Raw genomic sequence first — 19,225 nt, 5'->3', positions numbered from 1 at the left:
CCTCCTTATGGGTTCAGGTCTATTCTACTTGCTTTAAGCGTCATGTTTCCGTCCGCCTCTATGAGAATGTCGCCTTTCACGTTTATATGCAGCTTGTGTTCTGCTCTGTCGTATTCTATGCGTGTGCCATCTTTGAATTCTATTACAAACTTATCTCTTGTTTGTGTAGGTGGTTTATCTTTATCGTTGTAGACTGCCCCAAGCACAAAACCCGTGTCCCAGTCATCTTCGTAGAAAGCACATACAACCAACTCTCCGACGTCGGGGAGCCAGTAGTGTTTGTCGTTTTGTGTCTTTTGGTGGACTACCGAAAGCCAGTATGTGATGACTGCATCTGCATCTTCTATCTGCACTCTGACTTTTGCGTTTTTGTCATCTACCGCTACGACTTTGCCAACTCTTATCATTTTTTCTTACCTCCTTGGGATGGTGCAAGCAATAATTCAAGCTCGGTTGTGTAGCCATCTCTTGTTATTACGTGTGTTGCGGTCTGTATGTAATACTCTCTATCAAATCTGCCAAAGCCTTCTATTGCTACCCAGCCTCCTGCATGCAGGTCGGGGATGCCGATACATTCTACTTTTGCTTGTAGTTCTTTCATGCTGTTTAGTATTGCTTGCTTTTTGCTTATTGTCTCTGCCTGTTTTTTGTTTTCCACTCTTTTGTTTATCTTCTGTGTGTCTCCTGATGCTTTGACTTTGCTTTGTTTTTTGTCTTGTGTGGTTTCTTTCTTACTTGGGTCAAAGTAGACAACTTCTGAGCTTTGTTCATACAGGGAGCTAACTTCAAAGCTGGCGGAGATGATGTTCTCTCTTGTTAGCTTATATATGCCTGCGGGTTCCTCTAGGTCTATTATTACAATCGTTTTATTTGAAATCTTACAGGTTTTCCCATAGAGCCTGCAGAGTTCAGAAAGAAATTCCAAGTCTCGCTTTTGGTTTTGGGTTAGCCTCGTAAAAGAAATGTCTTCACCCCTGAAATGAAGCTTATACCCGTGCCTCTTTGCTATCTCTTCTGCTATTTGCTTTAATGTCTTGTTTTCAAAGGCGGTCGTCTTTATGGTTCTGTAGCTGGACTTTACATCCTTTGCAAGAGCCTTTATGGTGAAAATGTCCCCATCCCTGCTTATAGAGTAAGTATAGCTATCTATAAAAAACACGCCTGCATTTCTTATCTTGTCTGTGTAGCCAAACTTAACCTTTAAAGCAGAGCCTCTTGCTGGTGGGTTTTCTCTGAAAAAGCCGTCTGGGTCGTGTAGTTCTATCTCTATATCGTCGCTTTCTTGTTTTTGAAGTCCGTCGTTGTCTATGTATCTGAAGGAAATGAGAAAGGGTGTTATGTGCGTAGTGATGTCTGTGTTGTTAAGCTCCACATACAGGTATGGTTCTGGCACTATTAGTCTGTCTGCCATGGTGGAGACACCTCGTTTATGTCTTCGTATTCTATTTCTGGGACGACGAGTTGTATGCCAGCCGGAAAGACGGTTATACCTGCATACTGCGGGTTGTACAGAAGCAATGCGTCATAGGCATAAGGGTCTCCGTATAGCTTGTATGCTATGGTGTCCCAGCGGTCTCCCTGCTTAGTTATGTATATCATTTCTTAGCCCCCTCTTTCGTTATGATTGCTTTTGGTTTACTGCCTTGTTGTTGCTGTGTTTTTTGAGTTGCGTTCTTTTGCTTCTTTTTCTGTCCTTGACTACCCCTTTTGTGTCGTGTTTTTTGTAGTTCTTTTTTTGCATACTCGGTAAGCTCAATGTCAAGCTCTATAGCGACTGGTTGCCCGTATGTATTCACTTGTGTATACTCTGCGTTTATCTTGTCTATAACAAAGTCTCCTAAAACTTGTTCTGCAATTATTAATTTTTGTGCCTCTCCCTTTTGTGCTATTTCTTTTAACTTCTTGTAGCTTTCTGCGGGGTTAGAGAGTAGGTAATGAAATTTAAGTTTCATGCGAATTTTTTGTAACTCTCTACCGAGCCACTGCGTTGTGGATGGGGGTTGTATGGTTTGCTGTCTGGCGTAGATGTATGTGTTCTCTTCGTTGTGTGCGTAGTATTCGTAGACTTCAAAGACTATGTCTCCAAAACTGCCGTATTTCATTAATAAGCCCTCCTGAAGCGTTCATTGTCTATTTTTCTTAGAACTTCTCTTATTCGTTTTTCAAGTTCGCTTGCAAACACTTTGGCGGTCTCCGGGGTAGCATTCGTAAGTTTAATATCACCGAAACTGATGTTTATATTTACTGCATTGCTTGTGCCTGCGAATGCGGGTTTTGTCGGTGTAAGCGTTTGCAAAGAGATATGAGAGAGAGTATTTCTCATAGCTGTGATAAGAGGCTGTGGCTTTATGCTTTGTGCTATTGTCTCTATCAGCTTTATTCTGTGTATGTCCCTGAGCGGTCCCTCTTTTGCAGGGCTAAAGGGGAGCAAGTTTCTTATGCGTTGCACGATGTTTTTGAACTCTTCTACTGGCTTGTTCGCAAAGGACTTCATACCTTCCCAGAGAGTTTTGACAAGTTTCACTCCTGCATCGTAAAGATTTATCCCTAACAGCTTTTGTGTTAAGTTGTTTAGAGCTAAGAGTATGCCCGTGAATGGGTTTAATGTTATGAGGAACTGTGCTAATCTTTGCCAGCTTTGTTTTAGCCAGTTCCATGCGGACACAAGGAGCTTTACGACTTTGTCCCAGTTTCTCCATAGTAGCCAAATTGCTATGCCTATGGCAGTAATTACTAAGAAAATGGGGTTTGTTAGTAAGGCTATTGTTAGAGCCCTAAAAAGCATAATCATGTTCCTGAGACCTGCAAGAATGTGTGCGAAAGCCACTTTTGACATGGCTATTGTCCACTGTAAAAGTGCCACGGTTTTGGCTTTTATCACAGATATGGCAGATAGCATTCTAAGTTTTGTTTTTAAAAGTAAAAAGTCAAGAGTTTTAAGCCAACCTGTGCTTGCTTGACCTGTGCGAGCCCAGACTATAAAGGCTACGATGTTTTTCCAGATGGCAAGCGTGAAGGCTTTAAGGTGTAAAACTCTTGCAAGCCAAAGAAACGGTGCAAAGGCAAGCCCGAAAATTTTTAAGAGTGAAGCAGCTACAAGAGTGAGAGTAGATAAGGCTAATGTAAGACCTGCAATGCCTGCTACTGTGTGGACTATAATGCTTGAAAGAGTTTTGTGCTGGTCTACCCAATCTATGATATTGCCAATTGTATTGTTAATAATGTCCGCAAGGCTTTTGAGAGTTGGTGCTAATTTTTCGCCAAGTGTGGCTAACAATTGTGTGAATGTTCCTTGGAGACTTTCAATGGAATTGGCAAGAGTTTGCATTATTCGGTTTATCCTTGCTTGAAGGTTTGCTTGCTCTTCCATCTTCTTTGCCATAGCTTCAAAGCCTGTATATCCACCTTCTTCTATCTGCTTTTTTAGGGCTTGATATTCTTCAAGAGTCATTTTGTCTTTCACGGCTTCGAGATACTGGAGAGCTTCTTCTTTTGATGCTGTAAGTAGTGGTAAGAAAGCTCTTGCTCCTTCTACATCAAAGAGTTGTCGGACTATCTCTGCTCTTTTTAGTGGGTCTTTTATTTCTCTTATCTGTTTTGATATTGTTATTAAAAATTGCTCCAACTGAAACTTTCCATCCTTGTCAAAAAAGCTGGATACATCTATGTTTAGCTTAACTGGAAGTTTTTTTAGCTTTTCTTGAAGTTGTGGTATGCTTCTTAGGATATTGGATATGGCTGTCCCCGCAGACTCTCCTTTTAAACCTACCTGTGCCAAAGAGCCTATCCAAGCAGACATGAATTTAAAAGCCAGTTGTCCCTGTATGCCAAGAGCTTGCATGTCTGCTGCAATGTATTTTGTTGTATAAGATATTTCTGTTAGGGTTAGACCTGCTGCAAATTTTAGTCTTTGAAGTTGATCAAGGAAAGGTGTTAGTTCTTTTGCAGATATCTTAAAGGCGTTGGCAAATTGAAGCATGTATTCTGCTGCTTTCTCTGGGCTTACTTCGTTTTTGAAAAGAACCCATGCGTAAGAAGCAGATTTTAATCCTCCTGCTGCTATTTCGTTTGCTGTCATCCCAAGAGCTTTAAGTGTTGTTGCTACTTTATAAAAGTCTGTTGCTGACCCTGGCAAAATCGTTCCAAGCTCTTCTACTTGTCTGTTTATCTCTTCAAGCTCTTTCGGAATTCCGGTGCTTGTCATAAAAGCAACTTCCATTTCTGTCCTGGCTTGCTCCAGCTCTTTGAAGCTATCGACCATGCTTTTTGTAAAGGCTACCGCAGGAGCTCCAAATTGGAGGCTCTTTATAGATATATCTTCGAGCTTCTCTGCAACGCTTACGACGGATTTTACGCTTTCTTTTAGTTCATCAAATAGTTTTTTTGTTTGTTTGACTTGGTTGGAGAGATCTTGCACCGCTGATGTAGATTGAGTTATCTGTCTTGTGAAGTTGTCTATAAGTTGTAATGTTATTGCTATTGTGTAGTCCATGGTTTATAATCCTTATTATGCCTGGTCTCATATCCTGGGCTATTTTGATTGCGATTTTTTACTTTTTCCCAGTCTTGGGAATAATAGGTCTGTTTATTGCCTTTATACTTGCTCCTGTTCTTATGTTGTCGTATGTGGTTTACAAGTTTGCATTTCCTCCACTTAAAAGAAAGTTTGCAGAACGCTCTAAAAGAAGGGAGATGAGAAAAAGAATAAAGGCTATGCTCAGGAAAAACCTTAGATATCTTCCCTGAGCTCTTCATAATACTCCTCAAGCTCCTTAATCCAAAATCGTATGCTTGATATAGGCATACTGCAAAGCTCTTCATAACTAAAACCATGTTTAATCATTGCGAGGACGGTCTTTGGACTGACAAAGGGCTTATGAGTCTGCCTACTTCATTAAGTAGATTTATAGTATCTGATATGGGTAAGTCTTCAAGTTCGTCCTCTGTTATTGGCTTGCCTTCTATTTCCACAAGCCTTATAACAAGCATCTTTATTATCTCGTTTTGAGTTGTAGCATTTTCAAAAGCCCAGAAAAGGTCTCTACCTTTTCCTTCTTTTATGACTGCTTTTCTGCCATCTGACAAGACTATCTCTTTCATTTTTAACCTCCCATCGCCTGTCTGTATTCTTGTAGCTTGTCTTCTCCGTTCACTTTAAGAATGTTGTTGAACACATCTATCTCGTATATGTCTTTGCCGTCCACTTCCAGTTTGTAGTAAATCACGGACATGCTCGCCTCTGCTTCTGCGTTGTCTCCTTTTTTTAGTTTGCCAGTGTCAAACTCTTTGAAGTATCCTCTTAGCTCAGCTCTCATTGGCTTTACTCTCACGCCGTTTTGGTCGTAAACCTGTATGGGTGCTCGGACTATAACTGAGTGGACTTTCGTTGGGTCTGATGCGTATGCGATAAAGTCTGGATAAACAGAGTTAAACTTTATTCTTGCTTCCATCTTGTCCACTATTGTATGAAGGTCTGCCTCTCCTACAAGTCCCAACGCTTTTAGCTCTATGGTCTTGTATTTCACCTTTGGAAGGTCTACCTCTTCGGCTCTTGCTATAAAATCTGTGCCGTTAATATAAACTCTTGCGTTTGTAACTTTGTTAATCTCTATCATGACTTACCTCCTGTTAGTGCTTTTAGCAGGTCTATGTCTATGACTTCGTAGAAGGTTATTCTTTCGGCAGGTGGTGGTGGCATTATGTGATAGGCAAAAGTAAGATGTCCGTTGGCAAGTTCTGACTCTGGGTTTTTGTCTTTGGGGAAGTAGCAGTATCCATCTATGAGGGCTCCTCTACCTATTAAGGTTCTTATAAAGGCGTTTGTTCCCGATAGCACTCCGTCTATGGCAACTTGAATAGGTTTATCAAGCCATTGGAGTGCGTAGTATTCAAGGCTTTCTGCTATTATGTCTGCTGTTCTTTGGATGTTTATAAAGTTTAGCGGGTCTGTTTTGCTTGGGAAAGCAGATGAGCGGTTGCCCCAAACTCTGTAGCCTGTTCCAAAGCTATTGAAGACTGTCACAACACCTGCTGCGTTGAGTTGGTTTGCTTCTGTGCTCGGGTCATTGACAGATGCGGTTATGGGTCTTTCTATTCCTATTATTCCTTGTATTTCTTGATTGGAAGGAGACCACCAGTAGCCTTTTTCGTGGTCTGTTCTGGCTATAACACCCGCCAATCTACTGGAAAGGGGCTCAAGCCTTTCTGCGTTGGTTGCTGTATCCCATACCTTCACATGCGGATAGCATATAACAGCTCTGTAGTCTGAGTAGTTAAGTATTCCATTGCTACCTCTTGCATTTATAACTTGCTGAGGTGTGTAGCCCACAGGCGCATCTATTAGAGCCATTGCCCTTACGGATTTTAGATTTGCCTTTGCTATCATCTCTGTTGCAACTGCCGGCATCGTTGAATATGTGGGTGCGATGATTATCTTCGCTGTAAAGCCAAATTGAGAGAAAAGTGTATCTACTATCTGCAATCCCGTTCTTTTGCCAGTGGATGATACTGTGCCTATTATGTCGCTTGCTTGAACCTGTGAAGGGTCTGGTTGGTTCTGAGCGTTCTTATGCACTCTTGGGTCAAAAACATTAACAGCTATAACAACCGTTCCGCCGTGGTCAAAGATAGCATCAAGGGCATAAGGTATCGTATATCCAGGAGTTGGTTCTCCAAAATATCTCGCTCCGTCCTCTCTGGAAAGTATCAAAAGCGGGTTATTAACAGTCTCGTTATACCAATCTTCTTCAGACACGCCGTTTGGCTTTGTCAAATGCACTGGTGCAGTCCCAACGAGAAACACCACAGCGCTTTTTACTTCTCTGACTGGAACGGGTCCTTTCGTGAGTATAAATGTCTCAACACCATGCAAGAAATCAGCCATCTTTAGCCTCCTTTTTCTTCTTTTCAGTTTCTTCTTTTAAAATCCCTGCTTCAAGCAGAGATTTCACTTGTTCGTTCTCTTCAAGCTCTACAACCATACCAGTTGTCAAAACTTTGTCTTGAACAAGTAAAGGAAAGTCTGCCTTTAAAACCTTGTAAGTCTTCATGATACAACCTCCTCAAAGTCTATTCTTCTTGTAAGCACCTCATCTTCCTTATAAAGCACTTCTTTGCCCTCTGCAACAAACTTAACTTCAAAAATAAACTCAGAAGTGTCTGACATTAAAAGCTGTGAACCTCGAGGCTTTATGGTGTAGCCATTTACTACGTGATTGTTTAACTTGTATAGTCTATCTATTATGCTGTAAGCTCCAGTCCCGTCGTCCCTGAGGCTTTTGTAAAATACAAGAAGAGATATGTCAAAAACGCTTTCATAACTTGCGTCAAAGATATCAAAGCTTTTTAGGTCATGCTTTTGGACTATAACCCTTATGGCTGGATAGGTGTTTGGTCTTTTTAGTAGGTCTTCGGGTTTGCCACTCCAAAGCTGGACATTTTCTATTTGTGCCACCTGCTTTATAAGTTCCGTAATTCCATTTTCAATCTTCTGCCACATCACAAGACCTCGCTTAGTGTCTTCTTAAAGATTTGTGAGATAGCCCTTTCTTGCAGATACTGAGCCAAAGGCTTCATAAAAGGTCTTGCAGACATCTTTTTTGTCCCATATTCGTGGTATATTGCATATGGAACTGGAGTGCCTATTTGGACTTGCGTGTCTGTAGCTTTTGAGTGAAAGCTCTGGGCTAATGTCGTGGTTCTGTGCAGGGTTTTTTCAGAGAAACCTTTCTTTATCTTCTGTCTTAGATAGCTCTCTTTTACGGGCTTCCACTCTACGCCAAGGCTTCTACCCTCTGTTTTGAAGCCTTCTGATAGCTTAGAAACTCCATACGCTCCTATTCTTTCAAGACTTACACGCACCGCACTCTTTATCTTCTCTGGGAGTTTTCTCATATAGTTCTCAAACTCTCTTAGATTGTCTGCCATATCACTGCTCCTTTGGGTGTTAGGTTTAGCAGTCTTTCTACTTCTGCGGTTAGCTCTTTCGTTCTGATAAACTCTGCGTTGTTCTGTCTGTAGTAGAGGTTTATAAAAGATGCCAGCTCTAAGACTGCGAGGATTATGAGTGCTTGTCTGTGCTGTGGGTTGCTCTCGTCTGGTGCTATGTTTGTGAGCCTTACAAATCTACCGTAAGCAAGAGAGATAGCCTTTTGGACTTCTGCGTCTGGAATGTCTGCGTTTTTTAGAAACTCCTTAACCTCTTCTACGCTTATCATTTCTTTCCTCTCTTCTTTCCTCTTTCTCTGCTACTTGCTCTGCCAAAGAAAGCTGGAGCAAAAGCTCTGCCACGTGCCTTTCTACATCTTGCACTCCAGCCTTAACGATATACCGCACGCCGTTTATCCGTAGTTCTGTATCTTTCAAAACCTTTACCTTAACCATAATCAGTTGCTCTCTATCCTTACTATTGCGGGCTCGTAGAGTCTCTTAACTGCAAAGTAAGCCTTCCAGCCGAGGGTTTTTACCCTTCCAAGTCTGTCTACGTTCGTTTGCACCATCTTCAGAGTCGTCCCGTCCAAGTCCACGATGCCATAAGCGTCCTTGCCAAGCACGAGAGTCTGATAAACTGGGACAGATGGCGTGCCACCGTTGTCTACTATAGGCAAAGTGGTAGACACATAAAACTTCACGCCTGCAAACTGACCCACGAAGCCCTTTTCAAAAGCAGACATATTAGCGTTTGCGAGTTGTATTAATTCAGCATCTGTAAAGAGGTCAAGGATCTTGTCTGGATGTATGAGACACACATAGTAGCCATCCTCAAAAGGCGGGATATTCTCTCTCTGCAGAAGGTTTACAGCTTTTCTTATGTCTGTCTTTGTAAGCTTTTGCGTTCCCACCAGTGCAGACCTGGAGTTCACTCCTCCTGCATAAAGCACATTCGTGCCACTGCAAAGCTCGTTCATGGCTATCGTGTCTAAACTTCTTTGGGCTTGATCTGCGAGGATGTCTGTTATGTAGTCAACAAGTGGCACAAAAGAAGTCATGTCCGTAAACTCATACAGGTCTATGCTATCGCCGTATTCTTGCACGGTCACCTGTATCGGTGTAAGGTTTGGAAGTGCTGTAGCAGGGGGCGTGGGCTGGTCTGTGATGGGCGTAGTGTTTATGGGTTTCGGATTTGCCCTGTAAAACTCTATAGTTCTTCCAGAGTTGGCAGGAAGGCTTCTTCTTTGTCCGAACCTTGTGGCTACGAGGTTGGCTTTTACATACTCAAGCAGCTTCTTCTCGTAGTAAAGGGGGAAAAGCTCTGGGTGTGTTGTCCTGCTAACTGTGCTCATTATCTTACCTCCTCATAAAGTTTTTGTCTGAGTTTTATAAGGTCTTGATAGCTTGCTTTTTCAAGCCATTCCTTACTAAAGACTTGTGGTTCTTCTTGTGTGTGGGTTGCAGATGCTTTGAATTTCTCTTTTGCTTTCTCTTGATAGTTATCAACTATCGCTTTTAGAGTGTCCACATCTGCTTTGTCTATGAGCTTCAGTATTGCTGCGTTTTCTCCGTCAACCGCACGCACGAGCCTTATCGCTTCTGTCTGTAAATGCTCGTAGTATTTCTTGCCTATGTCTGCAAGTTGCTTGAGTTCGTCCCTTTCCTTTTCCAGCGCCTGAACTTTGAGCTGAAGTGTTTCAACCGCCTCTTGTAGCTCTTCCTTGCTAAGTGTCAAAATTGTCTCCTTGTCTAACATGCTTTAACCTCCTTTGCAATGTTTTTCATAAAGCCTTTTAGCTCTGTCATATATTTGCTTGTGTCCGTGCAAAGAGGACAACTGCATAGCCGCTTTAAGTCTCTCGCAGGAGATTTTCCCATCCCACGTTTTGTATGGGTATCTGCGAGAGGATGGGTCTAAGAAGAAGTCATTTGGAGCTTTATCTCTCAGCTCTGGGTCATCCCACCACTCTGAAGTAGAAAGTTCTATGTCCTCGTATCTGCCTGCCATTATTTTTGCGTTTGGGTCTGCTCCTTCAAAAACCAGAGATATTTCTTTGAACTCTATATCTTTTACTTGACCCTCTTGTTTTTTAACGATTGCACCTATTGACACAGACCTTATTGGACTTGGCTGAAGCTTTATAAGGCTTATAAGTTTTTCATTACCCTCCTTTGCAATTCTTACCCTTGCCATGAGAGCTTTTTGTGCGTCATCAAACCAGCTATGCACCACAACCCCCACTATTTTGTCCACCTTCCACTCGTGGTCTAAAAGCAGAGGCTTGCCTATTAAGTCTGCTTGTCTTTTTATAAGAACTTCTGAGGGGAAGACTACCGTGCCTTTACCAGTCTGGATTTCCGTGTCTGCAGACAAAGCTCTTACGGTAAACTCTATGTATTCGTCAGTCTCTTCTATCCCTTCCGCAACAAAGTTAAGAGTTAAATACATGCTTTTGATATTAGCTTTGGGCTATCTGTGTATCAAGCAGAGATTTCAAAGTGTGCTACGACTCTGCATCGGCAGTGTGGGTGCAAAGGGGGGAGCTTCGTGGGTAGCATATTGTCGCTAAGTCCGTCGACTGGCTTGTTTACAAAAGGCTTTAACTCTCTTATTAGCCCCGGGTCTTGTGTAGTCTCTAAGGCGTCAAGAATCCTTACTGCGTCTGCAGTCCTGAAAACTCTGCCATCATAACTCCTGCATATCCTGCACGTAAGCCTATCGTTTGTCGCATCCCAGCGATAGTATTCCACTCTTGCGTGTTGTAATGTTCTTATCTTACCTGCGTTCCTTAGGAAGTTGACAGATGTATCTATTATCTGCCTTGCCTTCCACTCGGTTTGTGGCTGTATGTAATTTTTGAAATGCTTCAGGAATTCTTTTATACCCTTTTGCCCCTTGCCTATGGGGTTGCCCTCTTGTAAGTAATACTCACTCATCCAGTTAAGAACCCTTTTCCTTAGTTGTTTGTCCCCTTGGAAAAACTTGCCAAGGTAAAAGTCATGTAGTTTTAGAGCATACTCTACGCTTCTGGTGTCAGGCATTCTGAAGTCTATAAACTTGCCAGTCTGCGCTATCTCTAAAACAGTCTCCTGCACTGCATTGTTGTATATCTTTTCAAGTTCTTCCCACAGCTTGCCTTTTACCGCATCCGGCAGTTTCATCTTCTCTTCAAGTTTGTCAAGTAGTATTCTCGTGAAATCTTCAAAGCTAACAAAATACTTTGCCCTTGCGAGTGCATACTCTAATGCTTCTTTAAACCCCTTGTTGAGGCTTGGTAGAACGAGCTTTAAAAGTTTCTCTATCTCTGGGTCTGGTCTGTATGCATCCATCAGATGAACTCCTCCACAAGCTGTTTTGCAGTTTGTATGTCTATTACGCCAGCCTGCAACAGTTGTATGACCCACTCCACCCTGAGTTTTCTGGCTTCTTCTTCTTCTTTCGCTCTAAAGTTTGGTGGTTCCGCAAAAGACACATTTATGTCATCAAAGCTATAGCCTGCAAGGATGAGGTGTAACTTATAAATATACTCCAAAAACCTTTCTACAAGTCTTTGATAGTTCTTAAGTTGCGATATAAAAATATGCAAGCTAACAGTTGCCCATGTTTCTGTCAGCCCTTCTGAAAAGCCGAGTAGTGCGGGCTGTCCCTTTGCTCCTTCTATGAGCCATTTCTCTGTTATGCTCATAACCTCTTTTAGCCCGCTTGCATTCGTTGATATGTCCTTGAACTCCACTTGTGTGCCTTCGAAGTGTAGCAAAATGCCTTTGTTTATGTTTTCCGCTATGTCTTGTGCTGTGTTTTGTAGAAACTCTCTTGCTCTCTTTTGATATTCCGTCTCCGTCTCTGCAGGACTGCGCGGGGGTTCGGGGAATGATATATCAAGAAAGCCTAAGAGACCTATCTTATTTGCAAGACTTTTTAGTTCTTGTATGAGGTTATCAGTTGTGTCTACGAGACTAAGGGCGGACAGCATCGGAGGAATGGCATAAGGCGAGCCGTCGATAGTTAGGAGCGGTATGTAAAGATATGTGTTTGGGTTTAGCTCTATGGTCTTATCTGCTACGACCTGATAGGGCTTGAAGCTATCACTTTCTTCATCGTATAGGAAATATACATTTGCGGGATGCACCCTGTGAATTTTTTCAATACCGTCAAGCTTTTCAGATACTACTACCTCTGCAGATATGCACCCATACAGGATTATTTGAGAAAATAAACTGTTAACAAGACTGTCTGTGTTTAACTTCTCTGCAAGCTTACTAATCTCCTCTTTTATTCCTTCGTCCGCCTCTACGCTGTGTCCTGTGTTCGCAAGGTTTATAACAAGGTTATGTATCTGCGAAAGCACAGGATTGGTAAAAACCGCACGCTCTATCTCAAGTAGAGCACTGCGAGGGAAGCGAGGGTCTATAAGTCTTGACCTTATGTCTTTTGTTTTTGGTAAAACAGCAGTAACGGGCTCTATACTCTGTCTCGCAGGTTTTAGCCCTCGTCTTATCTTTTCAAATAGCTCTTTCCACATGCCACAGCTCCTTTACTTGTGCTGACGGTTTGTAAAAGACTATAGGCGTTATTGCCTTGTGGGGCTCTTTAGCACTATAGACTGCTAAAGCTAAACTCCAAAACCTATCTGCGTGCCCGTCCTCTGTGTGTCCTTCATAGCGTATGTTTCCGGCATCGGAAACAAGTCTCTTCACGGAATGCAGGTCTTCTCTCAGTTGTGGGTCTGGTGGTATTCGTATTAGCTTATCCACAAAAACTGTCTTAAGCCTTTCTGCCAACTCCTCTTTAACTTTTGCGGTGAAGTAAACTCTTTGCACTTTCACCTCACCCCAGCGTTTCTGAAGTTCCTCCGCCATTTGCATTCCTATACCAGTCTCGTCTATAGCAACACGCCGTGAAAAGCTTGCAATGTGGTCAATTATTCTCAACTGCTCAGAGAAAGGTAGCCCCTGTAAGACCTCAAGCCTTCTAAGATAAAACACAGAGCCGAGTTTTTCCAAGATGCTTATAACTGTTAAGTCTTTGCGTCTTCCTATGTCTATACCTACATATATGTCTCCTTTTAGAAGTCTGAGATCTGGAACCTCTACGCCATCCTCCTCGCATGCCTGAATTACTTCATAAGGCAGTAAAACATCCTCATCGTCAATAAACTCACAAAGATATTCAGACCTCCAAGCAAGCTCGTTTTTTATGCCAGCTCTGAGCTCTTCTGGGTCTATATTTAAACCTTTTTTGACCGCATCGTATATCGTTAGCTTGTAAGAAAACCAGTTCGCTTGGTCTTCTTGTGCTATGTGCCACAGGTGATAAAAAAGGTCTTTCTTGGTTTTGGGTGTGGATATCGCTATTAGCTTGTAGTTTCTGTTTCTTGTGATGGTTGGGAAGACCGCCTGATACACTTCAAAGCCTTTTTCAAAGAACGCAGTCTCATCCATTATCACATCGCCGGAGAAACCTCTGACCGTCTCGGGCTTACTGGGAAGGGCAATTATCTTTGAGCCGTTTGGAAACCTTGCCTCAAGTTGAAAGACTTCTGTGTCTTCAAAAAACTCTACACCAGCGATTTTCAGTGCCTGCACGTGTCTTTTAACTTTGTCAAGTAGCTCTTTGCTTTGCCTTTCAGAAGGCGATATGACGATTACTCTATGATTATTGAACTGCACACATCTCTTTATCGCATAGTAGCTTACAAGAAAACTCTTACCCGTTTGCCTTGCCCACATAAGCACAGAAAACCTTTTGCTTTCTATACCCTGCAGAGCTTCTTTCTGGTATGGCAAAAGGATATTATCCCTCATAGACTTCACGCAACAGCTTAAGAACTTCTTCTTTGTTAAAGGTTTCCTTTTGCGACTTCTCAAGCTCCTGCATCGCTTTCTTTAGCCTCTCTTCTCTATATCTCTGCAATTTCTCGGCGGATGTGGCGAGCTTGTGTATGGCTTGCACGAGTTCGTGCGGGTCATCAAAGTCAAAGCTCTCTATGTCTTTCACAAACTTCAATAATCTCGCAGAGACTATATTAACAATTGCTTCAATGCTGTCTGTGGCTGGGTTTTCTTTTACTGCTTCAAAGAGCGCCTTCACCTCTTCTCTTATTTCAAAAAGCTCCTTAGCAGTTTCTGAATAACTTCGCAGTGTTCTATGAATAGAGCTTGATGAAATGTCATAACCTTCAGCCTTCAGAATGCTTGCTATCTCTCTTATTGTCTTCTTCTCGTTGTGATAGAGATGCACTATGTAGTCAACTATGTCTAAAAGCGTTGCTTTGCTTCTGCGAGGCATTAGAAGTCCTCCTCTGGGATTGCTATGCCTTTTTCTTCTACTATGCCATCAAGCAAGTCTATTCCTCTCGCAGTTATCCTATAGAACTTATAAGAAAGCCTCGGGCTTATTTTTACATCCTCAGCTTGTATGTATCCCTTGTCTTCCAGATACCTCAATGCCTCTTCTATTTCAGACAGCTTGTAGTATTGATAAAAAACATGCACTATTCCGTCCTTATCAAGCCCGTTAATTGTCTTCCTTAGCAAATGCAATATTTTGCCCCTTAACGATGCTTGTCTCATGCTTACCTCTCCTTTAGCATTTGTATAAGCTCCGTAAGTCTGTCAAAAAATTTCTCCATCCTGTCTTCCAATCTTTGAATTTCCCACCGCCACCCCGACACATCCTGCAAGTGTTCGTCTTTGTCAATCTTGTTCTTTTCGAGAAGTGCTACATCTTCTTTTAGCGTGGTTATCGTTTTTTCTATTTTGTCTATGGCTCTGTTTATGTGCCACATGTGATAAAGCAGGATGATAAGCACAACCACGGGCAACACATCCTCGGACAATATCCTAAAAAGTCCTAACACTGCTACACTTTCCATTTACAACCTCCAGGAAGGTTTTTAGGGGCATGACTATAAGTGGCTCTTGTCTGTCTGCTTTTATGACAAGTGCGTCCGCAGAACCAAGCAGACTATAAAGTCCAACGGTTTTTCTGGCTTTAACCTGTATGCCAAGTGATATTACCTTATTAGATATATATAAGTCTGTCTCCCCCTTAGACCCAGCGGACCTGACGACTTTAAAGCCGTTATCTTCAAACAGCTTTTTTATCTCTCTTTCTACTCGTGCTCCCTTACGATACATAAAGAGTAAGCTACTTTAGGCTCTCACCCTCTTCAAGCAGAGATTTCATGTTAGCTTTCATGTTAGCGATGATCCGTGATTTGCTTGGCGATCTGAGAGTCTGGGGAATATCTTCTGGGATTGTAAGATGTCTTTGTATAAAATCTATTAGGTCTTCTTCCCGTATTCTTATCATGTTTCCTTCCGCTATCTGCACAGCTCTTAAATATCCCGCCTCTATCCACGTGTAGATCGTTCGCTCGCTCGCTTTGAAAATTTTGGCAACTTCCCTAACTGTGTATAACTTCATGTTTGTAATAAATTGCATCCGAGTTTCTCTTTTTCCTTGCAAATTTTTCAAGTCCAACCATGTCCCTACTCTGCGGACTTTACATCGCTCTACCCTTACGGGGGTTACCATGCCATACAAGACCTCGCCGGAACAAAACACTGCTTAGCTTCCACAACATCACATCACCCCGCTAAGCCCTGCCTATGCGGTGCCAAGCAGCGCCCTGCTCAGCCCCCACATTGCTTAACACAGCCATGCCTATACTTAACAAAGCATCACCATGCCCTGTATCACCGATGCCAAGCGCCACCGCGCCTTACCAAACCCGCACACGACACTACAGCACCAGGGCATGGCGTAACGCCACCATGCACCGCGCCGCCCTAACAAAACGATACATCACTTTACGAGCGAAGCCGACGCAATGCAACATCGTCGTCCAACAACACCACACACCGCCCTCGCACCACTTTGCTGGACACAGCTCAACCCCTACATCACACAACATCACGTAACATGACCTCGCTGTTACACAACGATACACTGCCAATACAAAATATCCCCCAGCCCCGCATGGGACTGGGTAGGACATTACAGAACTTTAAAGTCAAGCACTTTAAACCTACCATATCCTGCAGAACGCCACTGCAAAAGCCCTGTGTGTTCCCCTCCCGCCTCCAGCAAGGCTTTTATATCCTCGGTGGTAAAGGGCGTCTTTGGAGTTTTGACAACCTGTAGGGTAAACCTGAAATACGCAGGCTCTTCTACAAGCTCGCTCCTTGCTATTGAAACTATAAACCCCTGTGGCGTGAAAGCCCTTAAGGGTCTTTCCAAAATCCTATCTGGGTTTTTCAAGGGTTTGGTTAGGTCTTCATCTTCGTAAAGCGTTATAAACCTCTCTTTCACGCTTACATACCTGCTTATGGCGTTTTTTAGTCCTTTTGCGTCAGAGAAATTCTGTGCTGTTTCTTTTAACATGCCAGTTATCTGATAACCAAGCAGGCAAATGTTATCCTCTTCGTCCCGTGCGAACACTGTTAGCCTGTCTTCTGCAGTTGGCAATATAGGAGTGTCTTCTCCGACCGCTTCCTGCAATTCTTCTATTTTTTGTTCTAACGCAAACGCCTCCTCTGGCTCTTTTGCACGAGCCAGCTGTTTTTCAAGTTTTTGTAGCTCCTTGAGTGCTTTTGACTTGATATACTTCTCAAGGAGCTCCTCGCTGGCGGGCAAACTGCCCAGAAGTTCTGACGTGGTCATACAGACCACTTGGGCTGTAATGGTTTGGAGCTTGAGCAATGTGCTCATGTTGCACCTCCTTTATAGGATTTTGTTGATTGCAAGCGTAAGTCCTGACCTTTGAAGGTTTTCACTACACACATTTCTCTTAGTCTTGATGCGATAGGCTCATCAGCAAGAAGTTGTAGAAGGTCATTAGCCGTCAAGTTCGTTATTATCACAATCTTCTTCAACTCGTTGTAGCAGTAATAGATAATCTCTTTCACAAGGTCAAGATGATAGTCTCTCAACACTCTGTTAACATCGTCAAGAACTACAATATCTGCCTCCTTATATGCACTTCTTACGGCTTTAAAGTCTTCTATCACGGGCATACTCACATACAAAGGGTTGAAAATCCTGTGATACCGCATGTGATGTGCTATTGTGTATACCACCGCATGCGTTTTGCCCGTGCCTGCTTGCCCTGTGAGGATTAAGCTTCTGCTTGGGATAATGTTTACAACTTCTTTTATGTTGTCCGTCTTTTGTGTGTTTTTGAGGTTATACACTATACGCTTAGGGAAGTCTAAGTGTATTAAAGTTTTTGCTATATGTTCCAGCGGTATCACTCTTTTGACCCTTCGCACTCCATCTTTTAGCACCACATCGTAATATGTGTCCTGCTCATATATCCCAAGCACAGCCTTATCTTTAAACATCTCTTTCACTTCGTTTAAATTCCTTGCAACCATCTTTCCACCTCCTCCTTAAGCCTTTTTGCTCCCGTATATGCCCCTTTCTTGTGGGATAGACTCTTGCTCCACATGAGCCCTTTTAAGGCAATCAAGCTCATAACTGTTTTGTATATGAACTCGTAGTCTTGCTCTCCGTAGTAGTTCTTTAGCTTTGTTTCTACCTCCTGCACTAACTTACGCGCTTCCATTCCGTAGTATTCAGCCTCACGCTGTTTAGAACGGAAGTTCATCATCGCCCTCCTCCCAGAGGTATTTGTCTATCCCTCTGGCATTTTCTGGACTTACCCACTTGCTACCCTTTGTCTGTTTCAAATTTGGCAAAACCGCCTTGAAACGAGAAATAGACCCATCGCCTTTCAGCCAGCCTTCCCTTAACTTTAAAAAATCCTCATAGTCTTTCTTGAGATCGTCTACGCCGAGAGAGTTCTGCTCGTATATGATTATCAGTTCTCGCAAGATTTTGCCGACAATATCCTGCCAATTCGCCCTGCCTACCTTCTCGGGCGGGTTTCCTTCCCAGAGCTGTAGATACCACCCCATTAGGTGCTGTATTGCCTTGCCATATCTTGCTTTCTTCTCCTCCTGTCTCTGCAGGTATGCGGATAGCTCCTCCACCAGTCTTATTAGCTTCTCCTTTGCCCTTTTGCCATTTTTTTCCTGCAGTATCTCAGTTAACCTTTTCAGGATTGTCTCATGTCGCATGTGCCAACCTCCTTAGCTCCTGCACCTTGCTCTCTACAGCCTTTTTTGTTCTGCCAAGTTCCTTTGCAAGCTCTTCGTATTCGCCGTATCGTGCATTTCTGTAGACAAGTTCCCGCAACCTTTCCAGTTCCTCTTGTGTCCACTTTCTTTTTACGCTTCCTACACCCATAGCTTTTCTTACCCGTCTCGTCCTCTCTTGCTTAGCTTTCATGTGACATTCTCTTGAGCAATATCTGTAGTCAGACCTGTTTGGGATAAAGAGCTTGCCACATACAAGACAGGACTTCATGACCTTGTTTATGTCTTCCTCAGTGGCAAGCCATGTAGCAAAAACGGGCGGGTTTTCTACAAGTCTCCTTAACAAGCCATTCTTGACTTGCGATGCTATTAGGGAGTGGACTTTTTGCTTTACCCACTTCCTAAAGCCACGTGGTGGGTTTAGACTATTAACCACATCCTCGGGCCTGAAAACCTTAAGCTCAAGCATTTTTGCCCAGATAAAGCCGTCTGTAAACATCTTTACCTCCCCAGGCCTTTGGCTACCTTTAGGATGTTGTCTTTTGTTGCCTCTAACCCAGCTTTTGCCAATGCGGTTGCGGTAAAGTATGCGTCCAGAGTTGTCCAGCCACGCTCTTTTGCAAGTGTAAAAAACTCATCCACATCCCCGCTGACCTTTTTCTCTTTCAAAACTGTCTGTATTGTTTCCTTTGTTATCTGTTCTAACTCTCTGCGTATAACTACTCTTTTGTGGAGACTATGAGGTGTGCTCTGGACTACACGTGGAAGGCTTTGGTCTCCGAGGAAGATATAACACAAGGCAAAGTCAGGGTCTTCGCTAAGGTCTTTTAGCTCGTTCATGAGTAAGGGTCTTTTTAGCAGTCTTTGAGCCTCGTCTATGATAACGATTGGTCTGATATTGCGAGAGGCTATCGTATATCTTAAGAGGTCAAGCGTTGCTTCTTTGCTTTGTCTAGACCCTGCCCCAAGCACAAGACTTATGCCTTTTACGAGCTTGGATGCACTCACTTCCTCCGCTGGGGCTTTGTAATAAAATACATCGTGTCTTTCTTGTCTTATCTTGTGTGCGGAGAAGGTTTTGCCGTTCCCCCACACGCCCCACACGAGAGCATGAACTGGGGAACCTGTCTGCTCCCTAATCCTTACGAGAGCGTTAACTGTGTCTCTAAGAACTTGCTCTGCGTGAACCATC

At 43.0% G+C, this 19,225-nt stretch carries 31 protein-coding genes; 1 reads left to right on the top strand and 30 read right to left on the bottom strand.

All coding sequences use genetic code 11. The features are described from left to right. Window positions 1–5: 5 nt before the first annotated feature. The 5 genes from G3M65_RS00475 to G3M65_RS00455 are packed head-to-tail and all read right to left on the bottom strand — an operon-like array spanning window position 6 to window position 4,492. Window positions 6–407 carry a phage baseplate assembly protein V gene (locus G3M65_RS00475; protein WP_173832621.1) on the bottom strand — a complete coding sequence of 134 codons (402 nt, stop codon included), beginning with the start codon at window positions 405–407 and terminating at the stop codon, window positions 6–8. Further along, entirely contained in the window at window positions 404–1,411 is a 1,008-nt protein-coding gene (locus G3M65_RS00470; RefSeq protein ID WP_173832620.1) for a phage late control D family protein, read from the bottom strand. Before G3M65_RS00470 ends, G3M65_RS00475 begins: the two co-directional genes overlap by 4 nt. Beyond that, window positions 1,396–1,599, bottom strand: coding sequence for a tail protein X (locus G3M65_RS00465; protein ID WP_173832619.1), 204 nt, complete (start codon window positions 1,597–1,599; stop codon window positions 1,396–1,398). Before G3M65_RS00465 ends, G3M65_RS00470 begins: the two co-directional genes overlap by 16 nt. After that, the gene (locus tag G3M65_RS00460; RefSeq protein WP_173832618.1) at window positions 1,596–2,102 is read right to left on the bottom strand and encodes a phage tail protein; all 507 of its coding nucleotides are present in this window, start codon (window positions 2,100–2,102) and stop codon (window positions 1,596–1,598) included. The genes G3M65_RS00465 and G3M65_RS00460 overlap by 4 nt, the downstream gene beginning before the upstream one ends. Next, a complete protein-coding gene (locus tag G3M65_RS00455) occupies window positions 2,102–4,492 on the bottom strand; it encodes a phage tail tape measure protein (protein ID WP_173832617.1) in 2,391 nt (796 codons plus the stop codon). Before G3M65_RS00455 ends, G3M65_RS00460 begins: the two co-directional genes overlap by 1 nt. A gap of 17 nt (window positions 4,493–4,509) precedes the next feature. Here G3M65_RS00455 and G3M65_RS00450 point away from each other — a divergent pair, with 17 nt between their 5' ends. After that, complete coding sequence (locus G3M65_RS00450) at window positions 4,510–4,746, top strand: hypothetical protein (RefSeq protein WP_173832616.1); 237 nt, start codon at window positions 4,510–4,512, stop codon at window positions 4,744–4,746. A gap of 93 nt (window positions 4,747–4,839) precedes the next feature. Here the strand turns inward: G3M65_RS00450 and G3M65_RS00445 are convergent, their stop codons facing one another. The 25 genes from G3M65_RS00445 to G3M65_RS00325 form a co-directional block, all read right to left on the bottom strand. Further along, complete coding sequence (locus tag G3M65_RS00445) at window positions 4,840–5,100, bottom strand: hypothetical protein (RefSeq protein WP_173832615.1); 261 nt, start codon at window positions 5,098–5,100, stop codon at window positions 4,840–4,842. Between the two features lie 2 nt (window positions 5,101–5,102). Continuing rightward, window positions 5,103–5,615 (bottom strand): phage major tail tube protein, encoded by a 513-nt coding sequence (locus G3M65_RS00440; RefSeq protein ID WP_173832614.1) that lies wholly within the window; start codon window positions 5,613–5,615, stop codon window positions 5,103–5,105. After that, window positions 5,612–6,883 carry a phage tail sheath subtilisin-like domain-containing protein gene (locus G3M65_RS00435; RefSeq protein WP_173832613.1) on the bottom strand — a complete coding sequence of 424 codons (1,272 nt, stop codon included), beginning with the start codon at window positions 6,881–6,883 and terminating at the stop codon, window positions 5,612–5,614. Before G3M65_RS00435 ends, G3M65_RS00440 begins: the two co-directional genes overlap by 4 nt. Then, a complete protein-coding gene (locus G3M65_RS00430) occupies window positions 6,876–7,049 on the bottom strand; it encodes a hypothetical protein (protein WP_173832612.1) in 174 nt (57 codons plus the stop codon). Before G3M65_RS00430 ends, G3M65_RS00435 begins: the two co-directional genes overlap by 8 nt. After that, a complete protein-coding gene (locus G3M65_RS00425; RefSeq protein WP_173832611.1) occupies window positions 7,046–7,498 on the bottom strand; it encodes a hypothetical protein in 453 nt (150 codons plus the stop codon). Before G3M65_RS00425 ends, G3M65_RS00430 begins: the two co-directional genes overlap by 4 nt. Next, complete coding sequence (locus tag G3M65_RS00420; RefSeq protein ID WP_173832610.1) at window positions 7,498–7,926, bottom strand: HK97-gp10 family putative phage morphogenesis protein; 429 nt, start codon at window positions 7,924–7,926, stop codon at window positions 7,498–7,500. Before G3M65_RS00420 ends, G3M65_RS00425 begins: the two co-directional genes overlap by 1 nt. Continuing rightward, the gene (locus tag G3M65_RS00415; RefSeq protein WP_173832609.1) at window positions 7,911–8,216 is read right to left on the bottom strand and encodes a hypothetical protein; all 306 of its coding nucleotides are present in this window, start codon (window positions 8,214–8,216) and stop codon (window positions 7,911–7,913) included. Before G3M65_RS00415 ends, G3M65_RS00420 begins: the two co-directional genes overlap by 16 nt. Then, window positions 8,194–8,382, bottom strand: a complete 189-nt coding sequence (locus G3M65_RS00410; RefSeq protein WP_173832608.1) for a hypothetical protein — start codon at window positions 8,380–8,382, stop codon at window positions 8,194–8,196. Before G3M65_RS00410 ends, G3M65_RS00415 begins: the two co-directional genes overlap by 23 nt. A gap of 2 nt (window positions 8,383–8,384) precedes the next feature. Then, window positions 8,385–9,281: a N4-gp56 family major capsid protein gene (locus G3M65_RS00405; protein ID WP_173832607.1), complete on the bottom strand. Its 897-nt coding sequence runs from the start codon at window positions 9,279–9,281 to the stop codon at window positions 8,385–8,387. Then, entirely contained in the window at window positions 9,281–9,685 is a 405-nt protein-coding gene (locus G3M65_RS00400; RefSeq protein ID WP_173832606.1) for a hypothetical protein, read from the bottom strand. Before G3M65_RS00400 ends, G3M65_RS00405 begins: the two co-directional genes overlap by 1 nt. Before the next feature lie 3 nt (window positions 9,686–9,688). Beyond that, a complete protein-coding gene (locus G3M65_RS00395; protein WP_173832605.1) occupies window positions 9,689–10,378 on the bottom strand; it encodes a hypothetical protein in 690 nt (229 codons plus the stop codon). A gap of 32 nt (window positions 10,379–10,410) precedes the next feature. Beyond that, the gene (locus G3M65_RS00390) at window positions 10,411–11,259 is read right to left on the bottom strand and encodes a minor capsid protein (RefSeq protein ID WP_173832604.1); all 849 of its coding nucleotides are present in this window, start codon (window positions 11,257–11,259) and stop codon (window positions 10,411–10,413) included. Continuing rightward, window positions 11,259–12,452, bottom strand: coding sequence for a hypothetical protein (locus G3M65_RS00385; protein ID WP_173832603.1), 1,194 nt, complete (start codon window positions 12,450–12,452; stop codon window positions 11,259–11,261). The genes G3M65_RS00390 and G3M65_RS00385 overlap by 1 nt, the downstream gene beginning before the upstream one ends. Then, window positions 12,433–13,734, bottom strand: coding sequence for a terminase large subunit domain-containing protein (locus tag G3M65_RS00380; RefSeq protein WP_173832602.1), 1,302 nt, complete (start codon window positions 13,732–13,734; stop codon window positions 12,433–12,435). Before G3M65_RS00380 ends, G3M65_RS00385 begins: the two co-directional genes overlap by 20 nt. Then, window positions 13,724–14,218, bottom strand: a complete 495-nt coding sequence (locus tag G3M65_RS00375) for a phage protein Gp27 family protein (RefSeq protein WP_173832601.1) — start codon at window positions 14,216–14,218, stop codon at window positions 13,724–13,726. Before G3M65_RS00375 ends, G3M65_RS00380 begins: the two co-directional genes overlap by 11 nt. Beyond that, on the bottom strand, window positions 14,218–14,466 hold the full coding sequence (locus tag G3M65_RS00370) for a hypothetical protein (protein WP_173832600.1): 249 nt from the start codon (window positions 14,464–14,466) through the stop codon (window positions 14,218–14,220). The genes G3M65_RS00375 and G3M65_RS00370 overlap by 1 nt, the downstream gene beginning before the upstream one ends. A gap of 38 nt (window positions 14,467–14,504) precedes the next feature. Next, window positions 14,505–14,804 carry a hypothetical protein gene (locus G3M65_RS00365; protein WP_173832599.1) on the bottom strand — a complete coding sequence of 100 codons (300 nt, stop codon included), beginning with the start codon at window positions 14,802–14,804 and terminating at the stop codon, window positions 14,505–14,507. Beyond that, window positions 14,773–15,069 (bottom strand): PDDEXK family nuclease, encoded by a 297-nt coding sequence (locus G3M65_RS00360; RefSeq protein WP_173832598.1) that lies wholly within the window; start codon window positions 15,067–15,069, stop codon window positions 14,773–14,775. Before G3M65_RS00360 ends, G3M65_RS00365 begins: the two co-directional genes overlap by 32 nt. 10 nt (window positions 15,070–15,079) lie before the next feature. Further along, complete coding sequence (locus G3M65_RS00355; RefSeq protein WP_173832597.1) at window positions 15,080–15,358, bottom strand: helix-turn-helix domain-containing protein; 279 nt, start codon at window positions 15,356–15,358, stop codon at window positions 15,080–15,082. Window positions 15,359–15,931: 573 nt separating this feature from the next. Next, window positions 15,932–16,645, bottom strand: coding sequence for a hypothetical protein (locus tag G3M65_RS00350; RefSeq protein ID WP_173832596.1), 714 nt, complete (start codon window positions 16,643–16,645; stop codon window positions 15,932–15,934). Beyond that, complete coding sequence (locus G3M65_RS00345) at window positions 16,642–17,310, bottom strand: ATP-binding protein (protein WP_173832595.1); 669 nt, start codon at window positions 17,308–17,310, stop codon at window positions 16,642–16,644. The genes G3M65_RS00350 and G3M65_RS00345 overlap by 4 nt, the downstream gene beginning before the upstream one ends. Further along, entirely contained in the window at window positions 17,292–17,543 is a 252-nt protein-coding gene (locus G3M65_RS00340; RefSeq protein ID WP_173832594.1) for a hypothetical protein, read from the bottom strand. Before G3M65_RS00340 ends, G3M65_RS00345 begins: the two co-directional genes overlap by 19 nt. Further along, a complete protein-coding gene (locus G3M65_RS00335) occupies window positions 17,527–18,015 on the bottom strand; it encodes a hypothetical protein (RefSeq protein WP_173832593.1) in 489 nt (162 codons plus the stop codon). Before G3M65_RS00335 ends, G3M65_RS00340 begins: the two co-directional genes overlap by 17 nt. Then, window positions 18,005–18,532 carry a hypothetical protein gene (locus tag G3M65_RS00330; protein WP_173832592.1) on the bottom strand — a complete coding sequence of 176 codons (528 nt, stop codon included), beginning with the start codon at window positions 18,530–18,532 and terminating at the stop codon, window positions 18,005–18,007. The genes G3M65_RS00335 and G3M65_RS00330 overlap by 11 nt, the downstream gene beginning before the upstream one ends. 2 nt (window positions 18,533–18,534) lie before the next feature. Beyond that, the gene (locus tag G3M65_RS00325; protein WP_173832591.1) at window positions 18,535–19,224 is read right to left on the bottom strand and encodes an ATP-binding protein; all 690 of its coding nucleotides are present in this window, start codon (window positions 19,222–19,224) and stop codon (window positions 18,535–18,537) included. Window position 19,225 lies beyond the last annotated feature (1 nt).

It is taken from the genome of Hydrogenobacter sp. T-8 (genome assembly GCF_011006175.1).
Classification (GTDB): domain Bacteria; phylum Aquificota; class Aquificia; order Aquificales; family Aquificaceae; genus Pampinifervens; species Pampinifervens florentissimum.
Note: the sequence above shows the minus strand (reverse complement) of the source record. Positions and strands in the feature narration are given on the sequence as shown.

Excerpts from the sequence above, each read along its gene's own strand:
- G3M65_RS00475 (WP_173832621.1), bottom strand. The coding sequence starts at position 407 with ATGATAAGAGTTGGCAAAGTCGTAGCGGTAGATGACAAAAACGCAAAA.
- G3M65_RS00470 (WP_173832620.1), bottom strand. The coding sequence starts at position 1,411 with ATGGCAGACAGACTAATAGTGCCAGAACCATACCTGTATGTGGAGCTT.
- G3M65_RS00465 (WP_173832619.1), bottom strand. The coding sequence starts at position 1,599 with ATGATATACATAACTAAGCAGGGAGACCGCTGGGACACCATAGCATAC.
- G3M65_RS00460 (WP_173832618.1), bottom strand. The coding sequence starts at position 2,102 with ATGAAATACGGCAGTTTTGGAGACATAGTCTTTGAAGTCTACGAATAC.
- G3M65_RS00455 (WP_173832617.1), bottom strand. The coding sequence starts at position 4,492 with ATGGACTACACAATAGCAATAACATTACAACTTATAGACAACTTCACA.
- G3M65_RS00450 (WP_173832616.1), top strand. The coding sequence starts at position 4,510 with ATGCCTGGTCTCATATCCTGGGCTATTTTGATTGCGATTTTTTACTTT.
- G3M65_RS00445 (WP_173832615.1), bottom strand. The coding sequence starts at position 5,100 with ATGAAAGAGATAGTCTTGTCAGATGGCAGAAAAGCAGTCATAAAAGAA.
- G3M65_RS00440 (WP_173832614.1), bottom strand. The coding sequence starts at position 5,615 with ATGATAGAGATTAACAAAGTTACAAACGCAAGAGTTTATATTAACGGC.
- G3M65_RS00435 (WP_173832613.1), bottom strand. The coding sequence starts at position 6,883 with ATGGCTGATTTCTTGCATGGTGTTGAGACATTTATACTCACGAAAGGA.
- G3M65_RS00430 (WP_173832612.1), bottom strand. The coding sequence starts at position 7,049 with ATGAAGACTTACAAGGTTTTAAAGGCAGACTTTCCTTTACTTGTTCAA.
- G3M65_RS00425 (WP_173832611.1), bottom strand. The coding sequence starts at position 7,498 with ATGTGGCAGAAGATTGAAAATGGAATTACGGAACTTATAAAGCAGGTG.
- G3M65_RS00420 (WP_173832610.1), bottom strand. The coding sequence starts at position 7,926 with ATGGCAGACAATCTAAGAGAGTTTGAGAACTATATGAGAAAACTCCCA.
- G3M65_RS00415 (WP_173832609.1), bottom strand. The coding sequence starts at position 8,216 with ATGATAAGCGTAGAAGAGGTTAAGGAGTTTCTAAAAAACGCAGACATT.
- G3M65_RS00410 (WP_173832608.1), bottom strand. The coding sequence starts at position 8,382 with ATGGTTAAGGTAAAGGTTTTGAAAGATACAGAACTACGGATAAACGGC.
- G3M65_RS00405 (WP_173832607.1), bottom strand. The coding sequence starts at position 9,281 with ATGAGCACAGTTAGCAGGACAACACACCCAGAGCTTTTCCCCCTTTAC.
- G3M65_RS00400 (WP_173832606.1), bottom strand. The coding sequence starts at position 9,685 with ATGTTAGACAAGGAGACAATTTTGACACTTAGCAAGGAAGAGCTACAA.
- G3M65_RS00395 (WP_173832605.1), bottom strand. The coding sequence starts at position 10,378 with ATGTATTTAACTCTTAACTTTGTTGCGGAAGGGATAGAAGAGACTGAC.
- G3M65_RS00390 (WP_173832604.1), bottom strand. The coding sequence starts at position 11,259 with ATGGATGCATACAGACCAGACCCAGAGATAGAGAAACTTTTAAAGCTC.
- G3M65_RS00385 (WP_173832603.1), bottom strand. The coding sequence starts at position 12,452 with ATGTGGAAAGAGCTATTTGAAAAGATAAGACGAGGGCTAAAACCTGCG.
- G3M65_RS00380 (WP_173832602.1), bottom strand. The coding sequence starts at position 13,734 with ATGAGGGATAATATCCTTTTGCCATACCAGAAAGAAGCTCTGCAGGGT.
- G3M65_RS00375 (WP_173832601.1), bottom strand. The coding sequence starts at position 14,218 with ATGCCTCGCAGAAGCAAAGCAACGCTTTTAGACATAGTTGACTACATA.
- G3M65_RS00365 (WP_173832599.1), bottom strand. The coding sequence starts at position 14,804 with ATGGAAAGTGTAGCAGTGTTAGGACTTTTTAGGATATTGTCCGAGGAT.
- G3M65_RS00360 (WP_173832598.1), bottom strand. The coding sequence starts at position 15,069 with ATGTATCGTAAGGGAGCACGAGTAGAAAGAGAGATAAAAAAGCTGTTT.
- G3M65_RS00355 (WP_173832597.1), bottom strand. The coding sequence starts at position 15,358 with ATGAAGTTATACACAGTTAGGGAAGTTGCCAAAATTTTCAAAGCGAGC.
- G3M65_RS00350 (WP_173832596.1), bottom strand. The coding sequence starts at position 16,645 with ATGAGCACATTGCTCAAGCTCCAAACCATTACAGCCCAAGTGGTCTGT.
- G3M65_RS00345 (WP_173832595.1), bottom strand. The coding sequence starts at position 17,310 with ATGGTTGCAAGGAATTTAAACGAAGTGAAAGAGATGTTTAAAGATAAG.
- G3M65_RS00340 (WP_173832594.1), bottom strand. The coding sequence starts at position 17,543 with ATGAACTTCCGTTCTAAACAGCGTGAGGCTGAATACTACGGAATGGAA.
- G3M65_RS00335 (WP_173832593.1), bottom strand. The coding sequence starts at position 18,015 with ATGCGACATGAGACAATCCTGAAAAGGTTAACTGAGATACTGCAGGAA.
- G3M65_RS00330 (WP_173832592.1), bottom strand. The coding sequence starts at position 18,532 with ATGTTTACAGACGGCTTTATCTGGGCAAAAATGCTTGAGCTTAAGGTT.
- G3M65_RS00325 (WP_173832591.1), bottom strand. The coding sequence starts at position 19,224 with ATGGTTCACGCAGAGCAAGTTCTTAGAGACACAGTTAACGCTCTCGTA.